This is a genomic window from Ruegeria sp. CL6, from assembly GCF_056536465.1.
The window spans coordinates 586,984-608,588 of sequence record NZ_JBQFPR010000001.1 but is presented as its reverse complement, the minus strand read 5'-3'; the positions used below and the strand labels follow the sequence as shown (position 1 = coordinate 608,588).

Annotated in this window: 16 protein-coding genes; 11 read left to right on the top strand and 5 right to left on the bottom strand. The window is 58.7% G+C overall.

Features of this window, described 5'->3' with window-relative positions; all coding sequences use genetic code 11:
• Positions 1-20: 20 nt before the first annotated feature.
• On the bottom strand, positions 21-584 hold the full coding sequence (locus ACR0LH_RS03010) for a TIGR00730 family Rossman fold protein (RefSeq protein ID WP_170552003.1): 564 nt from the start codon (positions 582-584) through the stop codon (positions 21-23).
• Between the two features lie 126 nt (positions 585-710).
• Between ACR0LH_RS03010 and ACR0LH_RS03005 the strand changes: the two genes are divergently transcribed.
• Complete coding sequence (locus tag ACR0LH_RS03005) at positions 711-2,057, top strand: LysM peptidoglycan-binding domain-containing protein (RefSeq protein ID WP_480719642.1); 1,347 nt, start codon at positions 711-713, stop codon at positions 2,055-2,057.
• 60 nt (positions 2,058-2,117) lie between these two features.
• On the top strand, positions 2,118-3,941 hold the full coding sequence (locus tag ACR0LH_RS03000) for an ABCB family ABC transporter ATP-binding protein/permease (RefSeq protein ID WP_480719641.1): 1,824 nt from the start codon (positions 2,118-2,120) through the stop codon (positions 3,939-3,941).
• Between the two features lie 73 nt (positions 3,942-4,014).
• Here ACR0LH_RS03000 and ACR0LH_RS02995 read toward each other — a convergent pair whose 3' ends face one another.
• A complete protein-coding gene (locus ACR0LH_RS02995) occupies positions 4,015-7,803 on the bottom strand; it encodes an efflux RND transporter permease subunit (RefSeq protein ID WP_480719640.1) in 3,789 nt (1,262 codons plus the stop codon).
• On the bottom strand, positions 7,800-9,032 hold the full coding sequence (locus ACR0LH_RS02990; protein ID WP_480719639.1) for an efflux RND transporter periplasmic adaptor subunit: 1,233 nt from the start codon (positions 9,030-9,032) through the stop codon (positions 7,800-7,802). The genes ACR0LH_RS02995 and ACR0LH_RS02990 overlap by 4 nt, the downstream gene beginning before the upstream one ends.
• Before the next feature lie 225 nt (positions 9,033-9,257).
• Here ACR0LH_RS02990 and ACR0LH_RS02985 point away from each other — a divergent pair, with 225 nt between their 5' ends.
• From ACR0LH_RS02985 to ACR0LH_RS02965, 5 genes are all read left to right on the top strand, one after another.
• Positions 9,258-9,929 carry a hypothetical protein gene (locus ACR0LH_RS02985; protein ID WP_480719638.1) on the top strand — a complete coding sequence of 224 codons (672 nt, stop codon included), beginning with the start codon at positions 9,258-9,260 and terminating at the stop codon, positions 9,927-9,929.
• A 41-nt stretch (positions 9,930-9,970) separates the two neighbouring features.
• Complete coding sequence (locus ACR0LH_RS02980) at positions 9,971-11,293, top strand: PQQ-like beta-propeller repeat protein (RefSeq protein ID WP_480719637.1); 1,323 nt, start codon at positions 9,971-9,973, stop codon at positions 11,291-11,293.
• A 48-nt stretch (positions 11,294-11,341) separates the two neighbouring features.
• Complete coding sequence (gene der / locus ACR0LH_RS02975; protein ID WP_480719636.1) at positions 11,342-12,805, top strand: ribosome biogenesis GTPase Der; 1,464 nt, start codon at positions 11,342-11,344, stop codon at positions 12,803-12,805.
• 166 nt (positions 12,806-12,971) lie between these two features.
• Positions 12,972-13,958 carry a fatty acid desaturase gene (locus ACR0LH_RS02970; RefSeq protein ID WP_480719635.1) on the top strand — a complete coding sequence of 329 codons (987 nt, stop codon included), beginning with the start codon at positions 12,972-12,974 and terminating at the stop codon, positions 13,956-13,958.
• Positions 13,959-14,050: 92 nt separating this feature from the next.
• Positions 14,051-14,620: a helix-hairpin-helix domain-containing protein gene (locus ACR0LH_RS02965; protein ID WP_170481133.1), complete on the top strand. Its 570-nt coding sequence runs from the start codon at positions 14,051-14,053 to the stop codon at positions 14,618-14,620.
• Between the two features lie 54 nt (positions 14,621-14,674).
• On the opposite strand, the gene serS is transcribed toward ACR0LH_RS02965, so the two are convergent.
• Together serS and ACR0LH_RS02955 are read right to left on the bottom strand one after the other, a co-directional pair.
• Positions 14,675-15,967, bottom strand: coding sequence for a serine--tRNA ligase (gene serS / locus ACR0LH_RS02960; RefSeq protein WP_480719634.1), 1,293 nt, complete (start codon positions 15,965-15,967; stop codon positions 14,675-14,677).
• A gap of 78 nt (positions 15,968-16,045) precedes the next feature.
• On the bottom strand, positions 16,046-17,701 hold the full coding sequence (locus ACR0LH_RS02955; protein WP_480719633.1) for a mechanosensitive ion channel family protein: 1,656 nt from the start codon (positions 17,699-17,701) through the stop codon (positions 16,046-16,048).
• Positions 17,702-17,903: 202 nt separating this feature from the next.
• On the opposite strand from ACR0LH_RS02955, the gene yajC reads away from it, so the two are divergent.
• From yajC to ACR0LH_RS02935, 4 genes are read left to right on the top strand one after another with little or no spacing between them, the layout of a single operon-like run.
• A complete protein-coding gene (gene yajC, locus ACR0LH_RS02950) occupies positions 17,904-18,191 on the top strand; it encodes a preprotein translocase subunit YajC (protein ID WP_155151194.1) in 288 nt (95 codons plus the stop codon).
• 33 nt (positions 18,192-18,224) lie between these two features.
• A complete protein-coding gene (gene secD, locus ACR0LH_RS02945; protein WP_480719632.1) occupies positions 18,225-19,886 on the top strand; it encodes a protein translocase subunit SecD in 1,662 nt (553 codons plus the stop codon).
• A 2-nt stretch (positions 19,887-19,888) separates the two neighbouring features.
• On the top strand, positions 19,889-20,857 hold the full coding sequence (gene secF, locus ACR0LH_RS02940) for a protein translocase subunit SecF (protein ID WP_170481148.1): 969 nt from the start codon (positions 19,889-19,891) through the stop codon (positions 20,855-20,857).
• Positions 20,850-21,596, top strand: a complete 747-nt coding sequence (locus tag ACR0LH_RS02935) for a sulfite exporter TauE/SafE family protein (RefSeq protein ID WP_480719631.1) — start codon at positions 20,850-20,852, stop codon at positions 21,594-21,596. Before secF ends, ACR0LH_RS02935 begins: the two co-directional genes overlap by 8 nt.
• The last annotated feature ends 9 nt before the right edge of the window (positions 21,597-21,605 follow it).

The window sequence follows — 21,605 nt, the reverse complement described above, 5'->3', positions numbered from 1 at the left end:
CGGGCAGCTAGGCTGCCCGTTTACGCGCTGGACGCAGACAGCATTTGGCGCAAGGCAGACATCGCCGTATTCGGGCTATCAACCCATGTTATGAAATCGGCCAGCGAGGAATCCGCGAAACCCTGGCCGATGACTTGCTGCAACAGTTCGTGCAGCGCATCCCAGTATCCGTCCACATTCATGACCAGAATCGGCTTGTCATGCAGGCCCAGTTGCCGCCATGTCAGCGCCTCGAACAGTTCGTCCAGCGACCCCGGACCGCCCGGCAGAACGACAACGGCATCAGCGTTCATGATCATCACCTTTTTACGTTCGTGCATCGTTTCAGTGATCACGAAATGCGTCAGGTCGGTTTTGCCTACCTCACGCTTTAGCAGGTGAACTGGAATGACGCCGAACGTGTCGCCTCCGGCTGATTGCGCAGCGCGCGCGACCTCTCCCATCAGGCCGACATCGCCTGCTCCGTAGACCAACCTCCAGCCCTCGTTCGCAAGAAGCTGTCCAAACGTGCGGGCGGCATCGGAATAGGCAGAATTTACGCCATTTCGTGACCCGCAATACACACAGACGGATTTCTGGGACATGAGGGGGCTTCTCCGGGGTTGTATATGGGGTTTTGACCCCTGATAGCGGGATTGATAGATTGGCTCAACCGTCAGGCAGAATGCGTTGCTGTAAAACCATTTGCGCGGCGGAGTGAAAGGGGAATTATGGACGCGAATTCGGAAAACGAAAGCTCGGGCAAGAATACTTGGCTGGTGATCACCGGAATTCTGGTTCTGGTCGGGGCAGTGGGCGCGTACACATCCGGCGTTTTTGGTCCCGAGCAAGAAGAGGCAGCACCTACCTCTGATGTTGCGGTTCAGCCAACGGAAGGCAGCGCTGAAAGCGAAACCGCAAGCAGTGCTGAAGTTTCACCATCCGAGTCAGCCTCGCAGGTGCCCACTGACGACCAGCCGCAAGGTTCCGAGACGGAGCCTCAGACCGAGGCAGCCGACGCGACTGAGACAACCGATGCGACCGAGACAGCAGAGGTAGACGTCGAAGCAGCACCGCCTTCACTGGACCAGATTTTCGTAGAGCCAGACGGAAACGCAGTCCTCTCTGGCAATGCCGAGCCGGGTGCCGAGGTCCGCGTTCTACTGGACGGTGAGCAGGTGCACAGCTTTACCGTGGACGCAAGCGGCCAGTTTGCAGAATTTGTGACCATTCCGTTTTCCAACGCCGCGCGTGGCCTAGCCCTAGAAGCGGATGGGACGAGCGCCGCAGTACGATCGGATGATTATCTTATTGCCGCCTTGCCTGAACCGCAGGTGGAAACTCAGCCCGCCGAGACCTCTGAAACTGAGGACCTGCAATCGGATCTTGCCCAATCGGAGTCATCCCAAGAGGACAACGGCACGTCCACGGAAACCACGGATGCAAACACGCAGCCCAACGAAGGACAGGCGGAACAGACCGCCGAGGTCGAAACAGAGGGCACTGACGAAAATGCTCAGGGCCAACAGGTTGCGATCCTCCGGTCCGGCGACGACGGCGTGGAACTTGTTCAAGGTGCAACGCAGGGCGCGGCCGGGGATCAGGTTGCGCTGGATACGATCGGGTATTCGGATGAGGGCCACGTTGAGTTGACCGGGCGGGTGCCGGGCGGTTCGGTCGTGCGTGTGTACCTCAACAATCGTCTTGTTGCGGATTTGCCGCCAGCGGATGATGGCAAATGGCGCAGCGAACTTCAGGGCGTGGACCCTGGCGTCTATACTCTGCGCTTGGACGAGGTCCGCACGGACGGAACCGTTGTCAGCCGTCTTGAAACTCCGTTCAAACGCGAGCCGCTGGACGTCCTGCGCGCGGCTGAGACGCTCGAGCAAACCGAAACTCAGTCAGAGGCGCCCACCATTCGCTCGGTTACCGTACAGGAGGGCGACACCCTTTGGGCAATCTCGCGCGAGCGCTATGGCGACGGCATCCTCTATGTCCGCTTGTTTGATGCCAACCGGGACGCGATCCGCGACCCGGACCTGATCTATCCGGGGCAGGTCTTCACCATCCCCGAATAATCCTGTACCTCTGGCCCTCTTGGGTCAGAGGCCATTCTCTGACCGCAGTATTGGTACGTGATGAGACGAGCAGCCCCGATGCATTCCGAAGACATGCCCCAAAACGACGAACGACAGTCCGGTTGGCGCACGATCCGAAAGGTGGCACCTTATCTGTGGCCCAGCGACGAGCCCTGGGTGAAGCGCCGCGTTGTGCTGGCGATGGGAATGTTGGTGCTGGCCAAGCTGATCGCCGTCTATACACCGATTTTGTACAAGGGCGCGGTTGACAGTCTGGCGGGTGAGGGCGTGCCACCGCTGGCGCTTGGCGCGGTCGGGCTGACGGTTGCTTATGGCGTGGCCCGCATGATGACCGTGGGCTTTCAGCAACTGCGCGATGCAGCCTTTGCGCCTGTGGGTCAACGCGCATTGCGAGCGCTTGCGCTTGAGACGTTTCAGCACATTCACCGTCTGTCGATGCGGTATCATGTGACGCGCCGAACAGGGGGGCTTAGCCGGATCATCGAGCGGGGCGTAAAGGGTGTCGAGTTCCTGCTGCGCTTTCTTTTGTTCTCGATCGGTCCGCTGATCCTCGAACTTCTTCTGGTCGCAATCATTCTGATGTGGCTGTTTGACGTATGGTATCTGGTCGTCGTTGTCGTCACCATTGCGCTGTATATCTGGTTTACCTTTGCGGTGACCGAATGGCGCGTAAAGCTGCGGCGTGAGATGAATGACCAGGATACCGAAGCCAATCAACGTGCCATCGACAGCCTGTTGAACTTTGAAACTGTCAAGTATTTCAACGCGGAATCCCGCGAAGCTGAACGGTATGATGTGTCGATGAAAGCCTACGCGGGGGCAGCGCTCAAGACTGCGTATTCGCTGGCCTTCCTGAATTTTGGACAGTCTTTCCTGATCACGTGCGGACTGATCGGTGTGATGGTTCTGGCCGCGATCGGGGTGCAGTCGGGCACGCTGACCGTCGGTGATTTCGTCATGGTAAATGCGTACATGATACAGATCACTGTACCGCTGAACTTCCTGGGGACGGTCTACAGGGAAATCCGGCAAGCTCTGGTAGATATGGGTCAGATGTTCGATCTGCTGGAACAACCGGCCGAGGTCACGGACAAACCTAACGCGCCGGACCTTTCCGTTTCGGGTGGTGAAATAACGTTAGAGAATGTTCGCTTTGGGTATGATGCAGACAGGGAAATTCTAAAGGGTATCTCGTTGACCGTTCCGGCGGGGCAGACGGTCGCTATTGTTGGCGCGACCGGCTCGGGCAAGTCCACCATAGGGCGTCTCTTGTTCCGGTTCTATGACGTGACCGGCGGATCGCTGAAAATAGATGGGCAGGACGTGCGCGACGTGTCTCAGACAAGTTTGCACACGGCCATCGGCGTCGTGCCTCAGGACACGGTCCTGTTTAATGACACGATCCGCTATAACATCGCCTACGGTCGCGAGAATGCAACGCAAGAGGACGTGGAAGCAGCCGCCAAGGCCGCACAAATACACGATTTCATAGTTACCCTTCCCGAAGGCTATGACACCAAGGTTGGTGAGCGTGGCCTTAAACTGTCGGGCGGTGAGAAACAGCGGGTCGGAATCGCGCGCACGCTGCTGAAAAACCCTCCGATCCTTTTGCTGGACGAAGCGACTTCGGCGCTGGATACGGATACCGAACAGGACATCAAGGACGCTCTGTCACGGGCCGGAGAGGGGCGGACTGTGTTGACCATCGCGCACCGCCTGAGCACCATTGCCGAGGCGGACAGCATTGTGGTTCTCGAACGCGGTGAGATCATTGAACAGGGCACCCATCAGGATCTTCTGCAACGAAGCGGGCGGTATGCGCAGTTGTGGAACCGTCAGCAATCGGACACGAAAGCTGCATAAGGCACTAAGGGTTGTCGGGTAATATTTCGCGCCTGAAATGAAAAAGGGGCCGGTTTGACCGGCCCCTTTTTGGTTATTCGGCTGCTTTTAGCGGCGAACCCGGCGGTTGGTCCGGTTTCTGCTCGATGTCCTGCTCTGCCGGTGCCGGATATTCGGTCCAGACGACCTCGGTGGCCTGAGCCTGACGCGCGGCCTTGCCGATTGCCATGTCCTGAGCAACCTGGCTGGATCGACCGGCCGTGGCGCGTGCAAGCAGTTTACCCAGCCAAATCGCGTAGGTGGTGACCCACACGCGCAGTGCGAGGAAAGACGGCGTCACGATCAACGTCAGAACAGTGGCGATCCCCAGTCCAAAGACAACGGCCGTGGCCAACTGCTTCCACCACAATGCGGTCGGGCTGTTGATGGAATATCCGCCGTTGATAAAGTCCAGCGACAAGCCGAACATCATCGGCGTCAGACCCGCCATCGTTGTCAGGGTGGTCAGAAGAACTGGTCGGATGCGTGCTTCGGCCGTGCGAACAATCGCCTCGATCCGGGGCATATAGCGGCTGTATTCCTGATAGGTGTCAATTAGAACGATATTGTTGTTCACCACGATACCCGCCAAGGCGACGATACCGGTTCCGGTCATGATGATCGAAAACGGCTGCTGCATCACCATCATCCCGATCAGGACACCGGTGGTCGACAGGACAACCGCCAGAAGGACCAGTACCGAATTGTAGAACGAATTGAACTGAGCCAGCAGGATGACGAACATCAACCCCAACGCACCTGCGAAGGCGTTCATGAGAAACGCGCCGGATTCCTCTTGGTCTTCCTGATCCCCCGTCCATTCCCAGCTTATGGCGTTGCCAAAAGGATCGGTGTCGAGCCATTCGGTCAGGACCGCGATACGTTCGTTCGGGTTGATCGGCGCAATGCGCGCCTCGCCGGAAACAACCTGCGCCCGCACGCCTTCGGCATTGGTGCCTTCGGCTGTCGAGACAAACTCATACTCGGCCCCGTTCGGCCCGGTGATTGTCATTCCTGTCGGTGTTGCGCTTTCGGCAACCTCTTTGACGATGGCTAGCCGCGTTTCCGTTCCATCTGACGCTTCCGTAATGACCTTGCTCAGACCCGGTTCGACGTCAGCCTTAACGTCATAGTAGCGCTGTTGATTGACCCGGTCGATCTGGGCAAGTTTCGCGACAGGCTCACGCGTCACAAAGTTGGACAGCGGCACCAGCCCGTCCGGAGTGCGAACCTTTAGCGTGTCGAGGGTGGACAGGACACGGTCTTCGTCAGGCAGGCGGACGCGGATTTCGATTTCCTCATCCACCGTTTCCGGGCGCATTTCGCCCAGTAGCAGTCCACGTGTGACCAGTTGGACCATCGCGCCCACGGTCGCGACATCGGCCCCAAAGCGGCCTGCCTTGGCGACATCCACATCTATTTGCCAGTCAATGCCGGGGAGGGGCAGGGTGTCCTCGATCTTGGTCAGGCCGGGTGTTTCGTCGAACACTTCGCGGGCGGCCAGAGTCGCTGTGGTCAGTTCCTCCCAGCCGTCACCTTTGATGCGCAAATGCACCGGCTTGGCAGACGCCGGACCTTGTTCGAGGGGTAGAATTTCAACGATGATGCCGGGAATATTCGCCAGCTCAGCATTGATCTGATCCAGAACAAAGTCCCCGTCGTAGTCGGGCGCAATGGTTTGGCGATCCAGCACGCCCCCAAGAATTGGCTCGGACACATTCGGCCGATCTTCCCAGGGAATGATTTCAAACTGCACGCGGCCAACAGTGTCTGCGGGTGCCTGAGCGCCCCCGTTGTTCTGCGTCAGTCCGCCTTCACCCGCAAACGAGAACACGTTGATCACGGCAGGGTGGGCGCTGATAATTTCTTCTGCCGCCAGCACCATTGCGTCTTTTTCGGCCAGAGAGATGTTGCCGCGTGCCCGAACATAAGCAGTCGCCTGTTCCGGTTCGTTCTCGACGAAGAACTCGACGCCCCGATTGTTGTTGCCGTAGGCAGACATGACCGTCGCCACCGCAAAACCAACTGCGAAGATCGAAACGATGGGCATAATCGGATTGCCGACGAGGAACTTGATGAAATGGCCAAAAGGCGAATGCTCGCGCGCCGTGTGCACATGCTGTGCTGGCGCACGTTCGATTTTGGCTGCGCTCAATGTGACGGAACCGGCAAAGGCTCCGAGGATAAACAGCAGCGCGCCGAAGATAAGCCCGCCAGGCGCGTCTGCCGGAAGCAGGTAGGCCGGGTTCAGCACTTGCATGGCGCCCAGGAAAATCATGTATAGCGAAGGCGGCACCATAGCCGCGCGCGCCCACCATGGTGTCCGCGCTCTTAGCCAGTTGGAGGTCCGGTCGAAGATACGGCTCAGACGTCCCGAAACACCGCCCATGACCGGCAGGTAGATAAGCGCCACGATCAGGGACGCCGACAGCACAAAGATCAACGTGACCGGCAGCATACCCATGAACTCGCCCGGCACTCCGGGCCAGAACAGCATGGGAAGAAAGGCGCAAAGCGTCGTGGCCGTGGAGGAAACAATGGGCCAGAACATCCGCTGCGCAGCCTCGACATAGGCGTGCATCGGCCCCACACCTTCCTTGATGCGCTTGTCGGCGTATTCAACAACGACGATGGCCCCGTCGACCAGCATACCAACGGCAAGGATCAGGCCGAACATCACGATATTCGAGATGCTTACGCCCATGACGGCGAGGAAAGCAAAGCACAGCAGGAAGGATGTCGGGATCGCAAAACCCACCAGCAAAGCGGCGCGGGTTCCCAATGAGGCCAGAACAACGATCATGACCAGCGCGATGGCCGTAAGTACCGAGCCTTCAAGCTGACTGACCATCGAGCCAACTATACGGCTTTGGTCGTTCGACGTGCCCAGCTCAATCGCCGCCTGCATCTCTGGTGGCCATTTGGCCTGTGCTGCGGCGATGGTCGTTTTAACATCTTCAACCGTGTCGATCAGGTTGTAGCCCTTGCGCTTGACCACCTGCAAAGCGATCGTCGGCTCTCCGTTAAAGCGCGCTGTGCCCTCGCGGTCTTCAAACGTGTAGTTGATCTGGGCAAGCTCTCCCATCGTGACCACGCGGTCGCCGTTGACCTTGACGGGCAGGTCATAGACGTCCTGCGCAGTCTTGAACGACGAGGGAATCTTGACCGAGAATGTGCCCTGCTCGGTTTCGACTTCACCCGCCGCGATAAGCTGATTGTTGTTCTGAACCACGTTGATCAGTTCAGAGGCCGTGACGTTGTAAGCCTCAAGCCGCAGCGGGTCGATGATCACCTCAAGCAGTTCGTCCCGGTTGCCGGCAATGCCCGCTTCCAGAACCGAATCCATTGCCTCCAGTTCGTCCTGCAAGTCTTTGGCAACACGGGCCATTGTGCGTTCTGGAACGGCTCCGGTCAGGTTGACGATCACGATCGGGAATTCGGAGAAGTTGATCTCGGTCAGAGTGTATTGTTCCGCGCCCTCAGGGAAATCAGCCTGTGCGCTGTTCATCGCGTCACGTACATCGGCCATGATCGCGGTCTTGTCCCAGCCGAAATCGAACTCTAGCGCAACCCCGGCATAGCCTTCCGCAGCCGTCGATGTCATTTCCTTGAGGCCGTCCAGATCGGCCAGCTCGGTTTCCATCGGCTTGACCAACAGGTTCTCGGAGTCCTCGGCCGAGATGCCGGGGAACTGCACCGAGACGAACAGGGCGGGAATTTCGATGTCGGGCTCGCCCTCTTTGGGTAAGCCAACATATGCGAACCCGCCTACGACGAGCGAGATCGCGATGAAGGCCAGAACCATTCGGGCCCGGCCAGCGGCCCAACTGACAATTCCGGTCATTTTGCAGCTTCCCGATATGTGGGTTCAACGGTCACGCCGCTGGTCACGAACTCTTGTCCGATGACGATAATGTCCACAGTTTCCGGCAAACCGCCGACCCAGACGCCTTGGGATGTGTCGCGCAGCAGGCGGATTGGCATGAAATCAACGACTTTGCCAAGGCCAACGGTTCGCACGCCGACTTGCCCTTTTTTGTCGAGGGTCAATGCCGATTGCGGTAGCAGATGTGCCTTGGCTCCTTCGGCGGAAATGCGGATATCCGCAGTCTGGCCATCGCGAATGGCAAGTTCCGGGTTGGGCACCGTGATTTCGACCTCGAAGGTCCGAGTCGTCTCATCGGCGGACCTGCTCAGGAAAGTGACGCGCCCGGCGACCTGCAGGCCGGTTACCAGTTGGGCTGTCGCCTCTGACCCGACGATGACGCGGTTCACCTCGGCTTCGGGCACGAATCCCACCAGTTTGATCGGGTCGAGTTGGATGATTGTCGCGCAAAGCGAGCCGGGCTGCATCAGGCTGCCGAGTTCGGCTGTATCGCTTTCCAGCAACCCCTTGAACGGAGCTTCGATTGTCTGCCGGTCGATTTCGCGCTCGGCTGCGGCAACCTCGGCCGCCGCCGCTTCGATCCCAGCGCGCGTCGCCTCCAGCCCGGCCTCGGCGGTTTTCACGCCCGCTTCGGCGCTGCGCATGGCTGCTTGACTGGAAATCCTGCGGGTTTCTGAACCGAACCCCGTCTCTGACAACCTTTGGGCCGCCGTCAGGTTGATTTGCGCCTCAGCGACCAGCGCATGGGCTTCTTCAAGCCGGGCTTCCGCCTCGGGGATGCGGCTTTCGGCTTCGAGTTTGCCTGCCTCGGCTTCTGCCAGGCTGGCCGGTCGGGTTCCGGGGTCCAGTTCGCACAGCAAATCCCCGGCTTCAACAAAGGTGCCTTTACGCTTGGGTTCCGAGATAACGGTAGAGGTTGTTTCGGCCAGAACTTCAACTTGACGGTTGGCCTTGGTCTGACCGCGCAGCAGGACCGCGCTGTCAATCTCGCGCGCGACCGAGCGGATAGCCACCACGCCGATGGCAGGTTGATCCGTGGTTGTTTCGGCCCCCGCCTCATCCCCCGAAGTGGGGCTTGCTTCGGCCTCGGCACGACCCGCAAACGCGAACAGCGTATCGCGTTCAAAAACCAGCAGGAACAGGGCAACAACCACCAGAAGCGCGTTTACAATTGAAATCAAACGCATAGAGAATCTCTCCCAGAATTCTTCGCCGAGTATTTCCTGGCGCACGTTCTTAAATGTGGGTCCGATTATGTATCTTTTCCACGCTAAACTGAATAGTTCGGTTCACTTTTTTAAGCAAGAAGCCTTCAGGCCGCTGAAAATGCGCGAAATCGGACCCTTGGCTTGGCAGGGACGCCGGGGTATGACATGGCGCCATATGTAAATGATTTAGCCCGGAGCGCAGGGATGAGCGACGTCGACAGTTTCATTGATGAGGTGACCGAAGAGGTGCGCCGTGACCGCCTGTTCCTGCTGTTGCGTCGTTGGGGGTGGGTCGGCGTGCTGGCGGTCGTTCTGATCGTCGGCGGTGCCGCCTTCAACGAGATACGCAAAGCAAGGGCCACTTCGCAGGCCGAGGATCTTGGGGATGCGATTCTTGCAGCTCTGGCTCAGAACGACTCGGCTGAACGCGCGAGCGGTCTGGCCAATGTTCCGGCAAGCTCTGCCGGTGGGGACGCGATCGTAGATATGCTTCTGTCGGCATCGCAATCCGAAACCGGTTCGACGTCAGAGGCCGTTGAAAGCCTGAACACCATAGCCGTTCAGGGCGATCTGCCGGAAATCTATCGGGCTATCGCGGCGTTCAAGACACTTTTGCTGCAAAGCGACACTCTGCCTGCTGCGGACCGTCGGCAACAGTTTGAAGCATTGGCGGCTCCTGGTGCTCCGCTTCGGTTACTGGCCGAAGAGCAACTGGCCCTGATCGACGTGTCCGAAGGGAATGTCGATGCGGCGATCGAAAGGTTGCAGGCGATGCGCCAGGATGCAGAGATTGGCGTTGATCTTCAGCAGCGTGCCGCGCAGTTGATTGTGGCTCTGGGCGGTGAACCCGAACCGCTGGTAGCCCGGCAGGGTTGATCCATGGCGGAAAGAATGATGGCAGGCGAGTTCGGATAACCATGGTAACAAGTCTTTTTTCCCGAGTAGGATTGTCGGTTGCGGCCGTTTCCCTAACTGTTCTGGCCGCATGTGAGGAACCAGAGGTTATCCTGCCCGGAGCGCGCGAAGATATTCGCCCCGCCGCCGATACTGAAACTGTAGCAACGCGCGGGTCGAAGCCCATCAGCGTTCCCGCACAAAAGGCAAACGCAAGCTGGCCCCAAAGTCCGGGAACTGCTGCATTTCGGACAACGAACGCTCAGTTGCGCGCGACGCCTCAACGGGTCTGGTCGACCCCGATCGGCAAGGGTGACTCGCGTAAGCAACGGATAACCGCGGAACCCGTCGTAGCCGGCGGGTTGATTTACACGCTCGATTCCGGGGCGACAGTATCCGCAGTTTCTCCGCAGGGGCAGAAAGTCTGGAGTACAGGTCTTATTCCAGCCAGTGATGGCGACTCGGACGCGACCGGCGGTGGCATAGCGTATGCAAATGGCGTTCTCTATGTCTCATCGGGGTTTGGTCGGCTGACAGCGTTAGACGCAAAAACCGGAGTCATCCGGTGGCAAAAGCGTCTGAACGCAACAGGTAGCGGTGCGCCTTTGGTCAATGACGGGTTGCTTTATTTGGTGGCGGGGGATGAAACCGGTTGGGCCATTGATGCCAAGGACGGACGCATCGCCTGGCAAGTTCAAGGCACCCCAAGCGTCGGAAACGTACTTGGCGCACCGGCGCCTGTGGTTGCGTCCGATCTTGCCGTTTTTGCTTTCGGGTCGGGTGATATTTCCGCGACGTTCCGCAGGGGTGGTATCAGCCGCTGGAACGCGTCGGTGGCCGGTGGACGCCGCGGGCGCGCGGCAGCTCAGATTGTCGACGTGACGGGCGGTCCGATGGTGTCAGGTGACACGATTTACATCGGAAACCACTCGGGGCGGACCGTCGCCTTTGACTCGGGTTCGGGTGAACGGAAGTGGACCGCGGATGAAGGCGCGGTCGATACGGTCTGGCCTGCTGGAAACAGCCTCTTTCAAGTCAGTGACCGCAGTCAGCTTATTCGTCTGGACGCCGCTACCGGTGCCGTTGTCTGGGCACAGGATTTGCCTGGTTTTGTGAAAGACAAGCCAAACCGACGTGGGCCGATCGTGGCGCATTACGGGCCGATCATGGCCGGGGGGCGTCTAGTGATTGCATCCAACGATGGATACCTTCGGTTCTTCAGCCCGGTTGACGGTACGCTTGTGCATCGGGTCGAAGTCCCCGGCGGTGCGACCACGGCACCTGTTGTCGCCGGGCAGACGCTTTATGTCGTGTCCGCCAAAGGTGATCTACACGCTTTCCGTTGACGACAAGATGCGTTAAAGGGCGCGTCTGAGTTTTGAAAGTTGAGTATCATGTCGCTGACCCTCGCCATCGTGGGGCGCCCCAATGTGGGTAAATCCACCCTGTTCAACCGCCTCGTGGGCAAACGTCTGGCTTTGGTCGATGACCAACCCGGCGTGACTCGTGACCTGCGCGAAGGCGAAGGGCGCTTGGGGGATCTGCGTTTCACCGTGATCGACACGGCGGGGCTTGAGGATGCAACCGACGACAGTCTGCAAGGTCGGATGCGCCGCCTGACCGAACGCGCGGTGGATATGGCCGATGTCTGCCTGTTCATGATTGACGCGCGGGTGGGGCTGACGCCGACGGATGAGATGTTTGCCGAAATCCTGCGCAAGCGCTCCAAACACGTTATTCTCGCAGCGAACAAGGCTGAAGGCAGCGCGGCGGATGCAGGTGTTCTCGAAGCCTACAACCTTGGGCTTGGCGAACCGGTTCGTCTGTCCGGCGAGCACGGCGAGGGGATGACGGACCTATATGCTCAGTTGATGCCGCTGGCCGACGCTGCGGCTGAAAAGGCGCAGGATGATGCACCGGAAACGGATATTGAACTGGATGAGGATGGTGAGGGCGAAACGCCGCTGATCACCGCCGCAAAGCCGTTGCAGGTCGCCGTTGTGGGCCGTCCGAATGCCGGGAAATCCACACTGATCAACAAGATCATCGGCGAAGATCGCCTGCTGACCGGCCCCGAGGCCGGGATCACCCGTGACGCGATCAGCCTTCGGATCGACTGGGCCGACCCGGAGGGCAACAGCACCCCGATGCGTATTTTTGACACCGCCGGGATGCGCAAAAAGGCCAAGGTTCAGGAAAAGCTGGAAAAGCTCTCGGTCTCTGATGGGCTGCGCGCTGTGAAATTTGCCGAGGTCGTGGTGGTCCTGTTGGACGCGGCAATTCCGTTTGAACAGCAAGACCTGCGGATTGCGGATCTGGCAGAGCGCGAGGGCCGCGCGGTGGTCGTCGCCGTGAACAAGTGGGACATCGAAGAGGACAAGCAGGAGAAACTGCGCGATCTGAAAGAATCCTTCGAGCGTCTGTTGCCACAGTTGCGGGGTGCGCCCCTGATCACCGTGTCCGCTAAAACGGGCCGGGGCTTGGAGCGTTTGCGCGCCGCCATCCTGCGCGCCCATGACGTGTGGAATCGCCGCGTGCCGACCGCTGCATTGAACCGTTGGCTGACCGCGATGCTGGAACAGCACCCGCCGCCAGCGCCGCAGGGTCGCCGGATTAAGCTGCGTTATATGACTCAGGCCAAGACCCGCCCGCCGGGATTTGTCGTCATGTGCTCGCACCCTGACAAGATGCCCGAAAGCTATAACCGGTATCTGGTCAACGGGCTGCGCGAGGATTTCGACATGCCCGGCACGCCCATCCGCCTGACGTTGCGCGGGCAGGGCGACAAGAACCCCTACAAGGGACGCCGCAAGAAAAACGCGGGTGCGCTGGCCAAACATCTCAAGGGCCGCGCGTAACCGCGCCAATTTTCAGCATTTTTGGCTCAGGGGCGTGACAGGCCCATGACTGCGCGCTAGCATTCGCAAGCGTGCATTTGTTTTCGTGCGCTTTTTTCGTTTGCGGAATTTTCCGCGCTTCGTTTTGAACCCATATTGGACCGGGCCATCGTGGGGAGCCGACTTGATGGATCTGAGGGAATACACAAGACAATACGCCGTGCAGGACAATCGACTGGCTGCACTTAGCTATTTCGGAACATTTGCAGTTTATTTTTCGTCGCTGGCTTTGGCGATTGTCTACGTGGATCGCTGGTATGTCATGATCCCGGCCGGGGTCGTTTTCGCGTTCTCTGCTGTGCGGCTCTATGTTCTTCAACATGATTGCGGGCACCATTCCCTGTTTGAGACGCGTCAACAGAATGAATGGGCGGGGCATGGGTTGTCTCCGTTCACTTTCGCGCCGTTTGAAGTGATGAAGCAAAACCACAACCTGCATCACTCTGGCATCGGTAACCTTGAGCATCGCGAGACCGGCGAGATTCATACGATGACGGTACGCGAATGGAACGAAGCGGATTGGAAGGCACGGCTGTTCTATCGTCTTTACCGCAACCCCTTCATCCTTGTCCCGGTAGGCGCGCTGTTTACCTATTTCATCCGGTACCGCTGGCCCAAGAATACGGTCCGGTTCGGTGCCGCTGGGGTTCTGTTGCACAACCTGTCGATTGTTGTGTTTCTTGGGCTGCTTTACCTGATTGCAGGGACGACCGGCATTCTGGTCTGGCTTGTCTTTTCCCTGTTGGGCGGGATGCTGGGCGTATTTCTCGTCTACCTGCAGCATAATTTCGAGGACACCTATTGGGACCGCCGCCCTGATTTGGACCCCAAACTGGCCGCGTTGCAAGGATCGTCAGCGCTGGACTTCGGCTGGTGGTTTGACAATGCCGTTGCCTGCATCACGTTGCACGATATTCACCACTTCAACGCCCGTATCCCATCTTATCGGCTGCGCGCGTGCCACTATAACCTTCCACCGGAATACACACCTCGGCGAATCAAATTTCCCGAGGCGGTTGCGGCCCTGAACCTGAAATTGTGGGATGAAGACGCAAAGCGTCTTGTTCCGTTTCCTAAAAAGGATCGGTCTACCGGTCTCGCCCATAGTAACTGACGCCCGGGCGGGTATCCACGAAACACCCTGCCTTGCAGAATGTATATCTTGTGTATTTACATGTGGGCGGGGAGAAACAGAAAGGACAAAGAATGACCGCAGTGACCGACGTTAAAGGCGTAGGCGACGCGCTTGGCCAATTGTTGATTGCCAATGGGTTCAAAACGGCTGAAGCCCTCGCCAAGGCAACCCCCGACGCTCTGGTCAAAGTTCCCCGAATAGGCGCGGCCCGCGCACCAGTTCTGATCGCTGCCGCGAAAGAGGCGACTGGCGGCAAACCCGCCGCAAAGCCCACTTCACGCCGTGCCCCAGCGAAAAAGCCTGCGGCCAAAAAGCCTGCAGCACGCAAGCCTGCCGCACGAAAAACGGTGGCTGCCGCCGCTGCCGAAAAACGAGCCGAGGAAGCGGCCCGCAAAGCAGCCGAAGAAAAAGCAGCCGCCGAAGCAAAGGCCAAGAAAAAGGCTAAGGCCAAAGCCAAGGCTGAGAAAGCTGCTAAGAAGCGCGCCGAAATGGAGGCCGTGTTCTCGAAAGCCAAGGACAAGGTAAAGGCCAAGGCGAAGAAGGATAAGAAGTCCAAGAAGGACGATAAGAAAAAGGGCGACAAGAAGAAGGACGCCAAAAAGAGCGAGAAGAAGAAGGATAAGAAAAAGGCGAAGAAGTAAGCCTTCCTCGCCTTTGATCCTTATGAAACCGGCGGCTCTGGCGTGCCGGTTTTCTTATACCAATGTGCCGTCCAGTTGCAGCGTCAGCTTGCCGCCCAGATAGGGGGCCAAGACCTCGGGCAGGGTGACGGTGCCATCGGCGTTTTGTCCGTTTTCCAGCACCGCGATCAGGCAGCGCCCCACCGCCAGGCCCGAGCCGTTCAGCGTGTGGACATATTCCGGCTTGCCGCCGCCCTCGGGCCGGAAGCGCGCATTCATGCGGCGGGCCTGAAAGTCGCCGCAGGTCGAGACCGAGCTGATCTCACGATACGTATCCTGACCGGGCAGCCATGCCTCGATATCGTAAGTGCGGCGCGCGCCGAAACCCATGTCTCCGGTACACAGGATCACGGTGCGATAGGGCACGCCCAGCTTTTCCAGAATGCCCTCGGCGCAGCGCAACATGCGCTTCTGTTCGTCGTCGGAATTGTCCGGATGCGTAACCGAGACCATCTCAACTTTTTCAAACTGGTGCTGGCGCAGCATCCCGCGCGTGTCCTTGCCTGCGGAACCGGCCTCGGAGCGGAAGCACAGCGAATGCGCGGTATAACGGCGGGGCAGGTAGCTTTCCTCAATCATCGTGTCGTTGACGATATTGGTCAGCGAGACCTCGGAGGTCGGGATTAGCCACCACCCTTCGCGGGTCTGATAGCTGTCCTCGCCGAATTTCGGCAGTTGCCCCGTGCCCTGCATCATCTCGGACAGAACCAGAACCGGGCCGTTCACCTCGGTCAGCTCATTTTCGTTGATATGCGTGTCCAGCATGAACTGCGCCAGCGCCCGGTGGATGCGCGCTACACCGCCGGACAGCAGGACAAAGCGCGAGCCAGAGAGCTTTGCGGCGGTTTCAAAGTCCATGCCGTTCTGCACGGCTTCGATCTCAAAATGCTCTTTCGGCGCAAAGTCCAGTTCGCGCGGAGTGCCCCAGCGGTTGACCTCGACATTGTCGTTCTCGTCCGCGCCTTCGGGCACATCCTCGGCGGGCAGGTTGGGGATGCGGATCAACTGGTCGGTCAGCAGCGCGTCAAGATCCTTGGCCTCGGTCTGCATCCGGGCGATCTCGGCCTTTTTCTCAGCCACAAGCGCGCGCAGGCGTTCAAACTCAGCCTCGTCGCCGCGCCCCTTGGCGGCACCGACCTCTTTGGACGCTTTGTTCTGTTCGGCCTGAGCGGTCTCGGCTGCCAAAATCTTGGCGCGGCGGCTTTCATCCAGCCTTAACAGGTCTGACGACACCGGCGCGTCCCCACGGCGCGCAAGGGCGGCGTCGAAGGCGGCTGGGTTTTCGCGAATGGCGCGGATGTCGTGCATGGTTCAGGTCCTTGAATGCGTGAATCACTGAAACCGCTTATGCACCATCTGAATGGCAGGGTGTAGCACCGGATACGACTATTCATCACCCTCGTGCGTTTCATGCGCCAGATGGCCATCCCATTCCTCGGCCGGGATTTTCGGCTCGGGCGGGTCGGCCATGTAAGAGGGCGTCATGATCTGGACGTTGTTCTCATTAAACACGGCCACGATGTTGCGATGAAGGTCCGAGCGTATCTTCGGGATAATGCTGCCGCGTGTCGAGTACCCGTTGATCTGATAATTGATCGCGTAATCGGCCAAAGCAGTCCACAAAACAAAGGGCTCTGGCTTGGCCTTGATCCCCTTGGTGCGGCGCGCGGCTTCGATCAGCATGGCCTCGACCTTTTCAGGCGGTTCCTCGTATCCGATGCCGACTGTGGTGTGCAAAAGCAAACCGCTGCCATCGGTTTTCTTCGAGAAGTTCACCACGTCCGAATTCATAAGCTGCGCATTGGGGATCGAGATTAGTTCGTTCTTGATCGACTTGAGGTGCGTTTCCATCAGCTTGATTTGCACCACGTCACCGATGTGATCGCCGATCTGGATGCGGTCCCCGATCGAGGTCGAGCGGCGATAGATCACGAAAAGCCCGGCCAGCATGTTGGAAACGACCGAGTTCGCGCCCAGCGACAGCATTGCACCTACCAGAATGGTCAGTCCCTGAAACGCGGCTGAGTCCGATCCGGGGATGTAGGGCACGGCAAACACAAGCGCGATCAGGATGACGACGACACGGGCGATGTTGAAAGTTGGGTTCACCCAGTGACGCTCGAAATCGCCCATGTCGAACGTGCCCGCCTCGACCGCGTCGAAGAAAACACGCATGCCCTTAATGATGTACATCGTCACCCAGGTGATCAGCGCAAGCATGATCAGGTTGGGGATGTAGCTGATGATTCCCTTGAAGATCAGCAGAACCGGTTCGGTCAGGTAGGTCAGCAATAGCTGCGCGAAATAGCGGGTCTCGGCAAAGGCCAGCAGGACGAAAGACAGGTAGTAGTAGAAGCCCAGAAAGAAGATCACCAACAGGATGAAACTCAGCCCATACCGCACCAAGGCCGCGATCGCCTCTGCCTGAACGCTTTTGGCGGTGGCGGTCTCAACATCCTTCAAGTGGCGCTTGACAAATTTGATGGTGCGACGCCTGATCCTGCGGTGTATCCAAAGTATTGTCGCGACAAACAGGCCAAAGCCAGCCGTCCACGCCACAGCTTCGATCGCACCCGACACGCGTGCCTGTTCGGTTCGGTTGGCCCGGTAAGCGACTATTGCTTCTTCTATCGCTTCGCCGTGAAGAAAGCTGAGAACATCCAGCGCCATCTGCTCGAGTTCGGCGTCGGCAACCGTGACGATTGAAACGGCGACACCGTCCACCAGAATACTCGTTCCCAGATCGGTCTCCTCATAGGTGATCGTGATGCTGGGGCTTTCGGATGTTTCAGCCGCTTGGATAATGTTGTCTTGGACAGATTCTGCACGCTCTTGCGCGGGCAAGGCGGTGGAGCCTCGAAGGAAAAACAAGGTGTCGCCATCGACAATCACCGGTGCCTTGAAGGTGTCGGGTTGCTGTTCGGTGGTTTCGACCTCGGTCTCGGTTTCCTGTGCCGATGCAGATGGCACCAGCAGAGCCAGCCACAAGGCCGCGATCATCACCCGGCTAACCATGCCAACAATATGAAATAATTGCGCCATTTGCCCTCCCGCCGCTCAACTATATCCATCCAAGGCGGTGTTCCTAGAAGTCAAACGCAACTTCGGCCTGAAACTGTGATCATTTTGAGCCAATCCCCGAAAAAACCTGCGCCACCATTCCTTGCAAACAGACAGTTCAAAGAATAGGTTCTCGCCAAATTTGCGGAGCGCTTCCGCAAGACCAAACCAAAAGGAATATCCCATGGAAGGTGGCGCAATCGCCCAGTTTCTCCCGCTGATCCTGATCTTCGCGATCATGTATTTCCTGCTGATCCGTCCTCAGCAGAAGAAGATGAAGGAACATCAGGCCATGGTCGAGGCTGTGCGCCGGGGCGATCAGGTGGTCACTCAGGGTGGTCTGATCGGCAAGGTGTCGAAGGTCAAGGAAGGCGACAACGAGATCGAGGTCGAGATCGCCGAAGGCGTCAAGGTCCGTGTGGTCAAATCGACCATTGCGCAGGTTCTGAACAAGACCGAGCCAGCGAAGTAACTTCGCACGACAATTCCTTGAAAAGGCAGGGTAATGCTGCAAATTGATACCTGGAAGCGGGTTCTGATCTGGGCGGTCTGTGTGATCGGTCTGCTGATGGCCCTGCCGAATGCGTTTTACACGCGCGTCGAGCAATCCAACGACGCCAAAGCCGCGATCGAGCTTGGGTTGGATACCCCCGAGATGCAGGCCGAGGCGGGGCAATGGCCGAATTGGTTGCCATCGTCTCTGGTCAATCTTGGCCTCGATCTGCGCGGGGGCGCGCATCTGCTGGCCGAAGTGCAGGTCAGCGATGTCTACGAATCCCGCATGGATGCGATGTGGCCGGAAATCCGCGACGCTTTGCGCGATGAGCGGGGCACCATTGGCACTATCCGCCGCCAAGATTCGGCTCCGGATGAGATTCGCGTGCGCATCAGCCAGCCCGAAGGTATGCCTCGCGCGCTGGAAGTCGTGCGTGGGCTGGCCCGTCAGGTGCAAACTCTGACCGGAGTAGGCGCCACCGATATCGAGGCACGGGCCGAGGGTGACACGATCATCGTGCAACTGTCCGAGGCTGAACGGCTTGCCTCGGACGACCGCACAGTACGTCAATCGCTTGAGATCATCCGCCGCCGGATCGACGAGGTCGGCACCCGAGAGCCAACGATTCAACGGCAGGGTACGGACCGGATTCTGATTCAGGTTCCGGGTATCGGCAGCGCGGGTGAGTTGAAAGAGATTATTGGCACAACCGCGCAACTGACCTTTAACCCGGTTGTCAGTCGCGGCACCAATCCTGATGCCGTCGCTGGTGTGGGTGAGAAGGTCGTTCTATCCATCGACGAAGACGGCGTGTACTACACACTTGATGCAGCGCCCGTCGTGACGGGCGAAGAACTGGTGGATGCGCAACCTGCGTTCGACCAGAACGGTCGCCCTGCGGTGAACTTCCGGTTCAACACGTCCGGGGCCCGCAAATTCGGCGACTACACGCTGGAAAACATCGGCGCGCCCTTTGCCATCGTTCTGGATGATGAGGTGATCTCGGCCCCCGTGATCCAAAGCCATATTCCCGGCGGGTCGGGCATTATCACCGGCAATTTCACCGTTGAGGAAAGCACCAATCTGGCCGTTCTGCTGCGCGCGGGTGCGCTGCCTGCAGGGTTGGAGTTCCTGGAAGAACGCACCATTGGCCCGGAACTGGGCCAAGACAGCATCGACGCCGGTAAAGTTGCCACCATCGTGGCATTTGTCGCCGTGCTGGTCTTTATGGCGCTCAGCTATGGTCTGTTCGGCGTTTTTGCCAATATCGCGCTGATCCTGAACGTGGGGCTGCTGTTTGGGCTGCTGTCACTGATCGGTGCCACGCTGACCCTGCCCGGTATCGCGGGCATCGTGCTGACGGTCGGTATGGCGGTGGATGCCAACGTGCTGATCTTTGAACGTATCCGCGAGGAACTGAAATCCGCCCGTGGTCCAGCGCGCGCGATTGAGCTGGGCTATGAAAAGGCGCTGTCGGCCATTTTGGACGCAAACGTGACCACCTTCATCACCGCCGTGATCCTGTTTGCAATGGGCAGCGGGCCGGTGCGCGGCTTTGCTATCACTCTGGGTCTGGGCATCCTCACCTCGGTCTTCACCGCGATCTTCGTGACGCGCCTGATGATCGTGATGTGGTTTGAACGCCGCCGCCCGAAAACGATTGAGGTTTGATCATGAGACTGAAACTTGTCCCGCAAAACACCTCGTTCGATTTCTTTAGCCGCTGGAAGGTCTGGCTGGGTATCTCTGGCCTGATGATGGTGATCGCGTTCACGTCCTTCATGCTGCAAGGGCTGAACTTCGGCATCGACTTCCGAGGTGGCACTACGATCCGGACGCAATCGGCGCAGGAAATCGACGTGGGTGCCTATCGCGACGCTATCGCGCCACTGGAGCTGGGCGACGTCACGATCACCGAAATTTTCGACCCAACCTTCGGTGAAGACGAAAACGTCGCCATGATCCGCATTCAGGCGCAGGCCGACGCCGAGGCTGTTTCGGCTGCAACAGTCACGGCAGTGGAGGCGGCGCTGAAAGGGGCCGCACCGGACATCGTTTTTGTATCCGTCGAATCCGTCGGCCCCAAGGTTTCGGGCGAGTTGATCCAGACCGCCGTGATCGCCGTTGTCCTCGCTATCGGAGCGGTGCTTGTCTACATCTGGCTCCGCTTCGAGTGGCAGTTCGCTTTGGGCGCAGTGGCCGCACTTGTGCATGACGTGATCCTGACCATCGGTATCTTCTCGGAACTGCAAATTCGGTTCGATTTGGCCATCATCGCCGCACTTCTGACCATCGTGGGCTATTCGCTGAACGACACCGTGGTCGTCTTTGACCGCGTGCGCGAGAACCTGCGCAAGTACAAAAAGAAAGAGCTGAAAGAGGTTCTGAACATCTCGATCAACGAAACGCTCAGCCGGACAGTCATGACCTCGGTCACAACCCTGCTGGCGCTGATCTCGCTATATGTACTGGGCGGAGACGTCATCCGCGGCTTTGTCTTCGCGATGATCTGGGGCGTGATCGTGGGAACTTATTCCTCGGTCTTTGTCGCCTCGACCATCCTGCTGTGGCTGGGCGTTAAACGCGACTGGTCCAAGCCGTCGAACACGGCAGGCAACCAGTTTGCCAACGTCGATGCCTGATGTTTTCGGCCAGTCCCCGACGGGGCTGGCCGTCATCGTTTTCGCCGCTTTCCTGGGCGGCGTTGTTCGCGGCTTTTCCGGCTTTGGAACCGCGCTGATCTTTCTACCAATCGCGACACCCTACCTTGGTCCGTTCGGAGCGCTGATCGGCCTGACCATAATGGATATCTTCGGACCTCTGCCAAACGTGCGCCGCGCGTGGGGCGCTGTCGACCGGGGCGATCTTTTCCGGCTGGTCAGTGGCTGCGCGATCATGCTGCCGATTGGGTTGTGGGTATTGACGCAGGTCGAGCCCGAGGTTTTTCGCTATGCGGTCAGCCTGCTGGCGATCCTCATGTTGGTCATTTTGATCCTCGGACTGCGCTATAATGGTCCTGTCCGGCGAACAATGGTCGCGGGTATTGGCGGAGCTGCGGGTTTTTTGGGGGGCGTCGCCGGATTGCCGGGTCCGGCTGTGATTCTGTTCTACATGTCGCGTCCGCTACCGGTCGAGGTCATTCGCGCTACCATCTTGCTGTTCCTTCTGATGTTTGACTTTCTCATTCTCGGCTTTTTGTCGGCAATGGGGCGGGTCACCGTCGCGTCGGCGGTGCTGGGTTTCGCGCTGGCGGTGCCAAATCTGGTCGGCAACTGGCTGGGCGGGTGGCTGTTCCGTCCCGAGCGAGAAAAACTGTACCGAACCGCAGCATATGTAGCGATCGCGCTGGCGGCCTTGTCGGGGCTGCCACTTTGGGGCTAGAACGCGTCC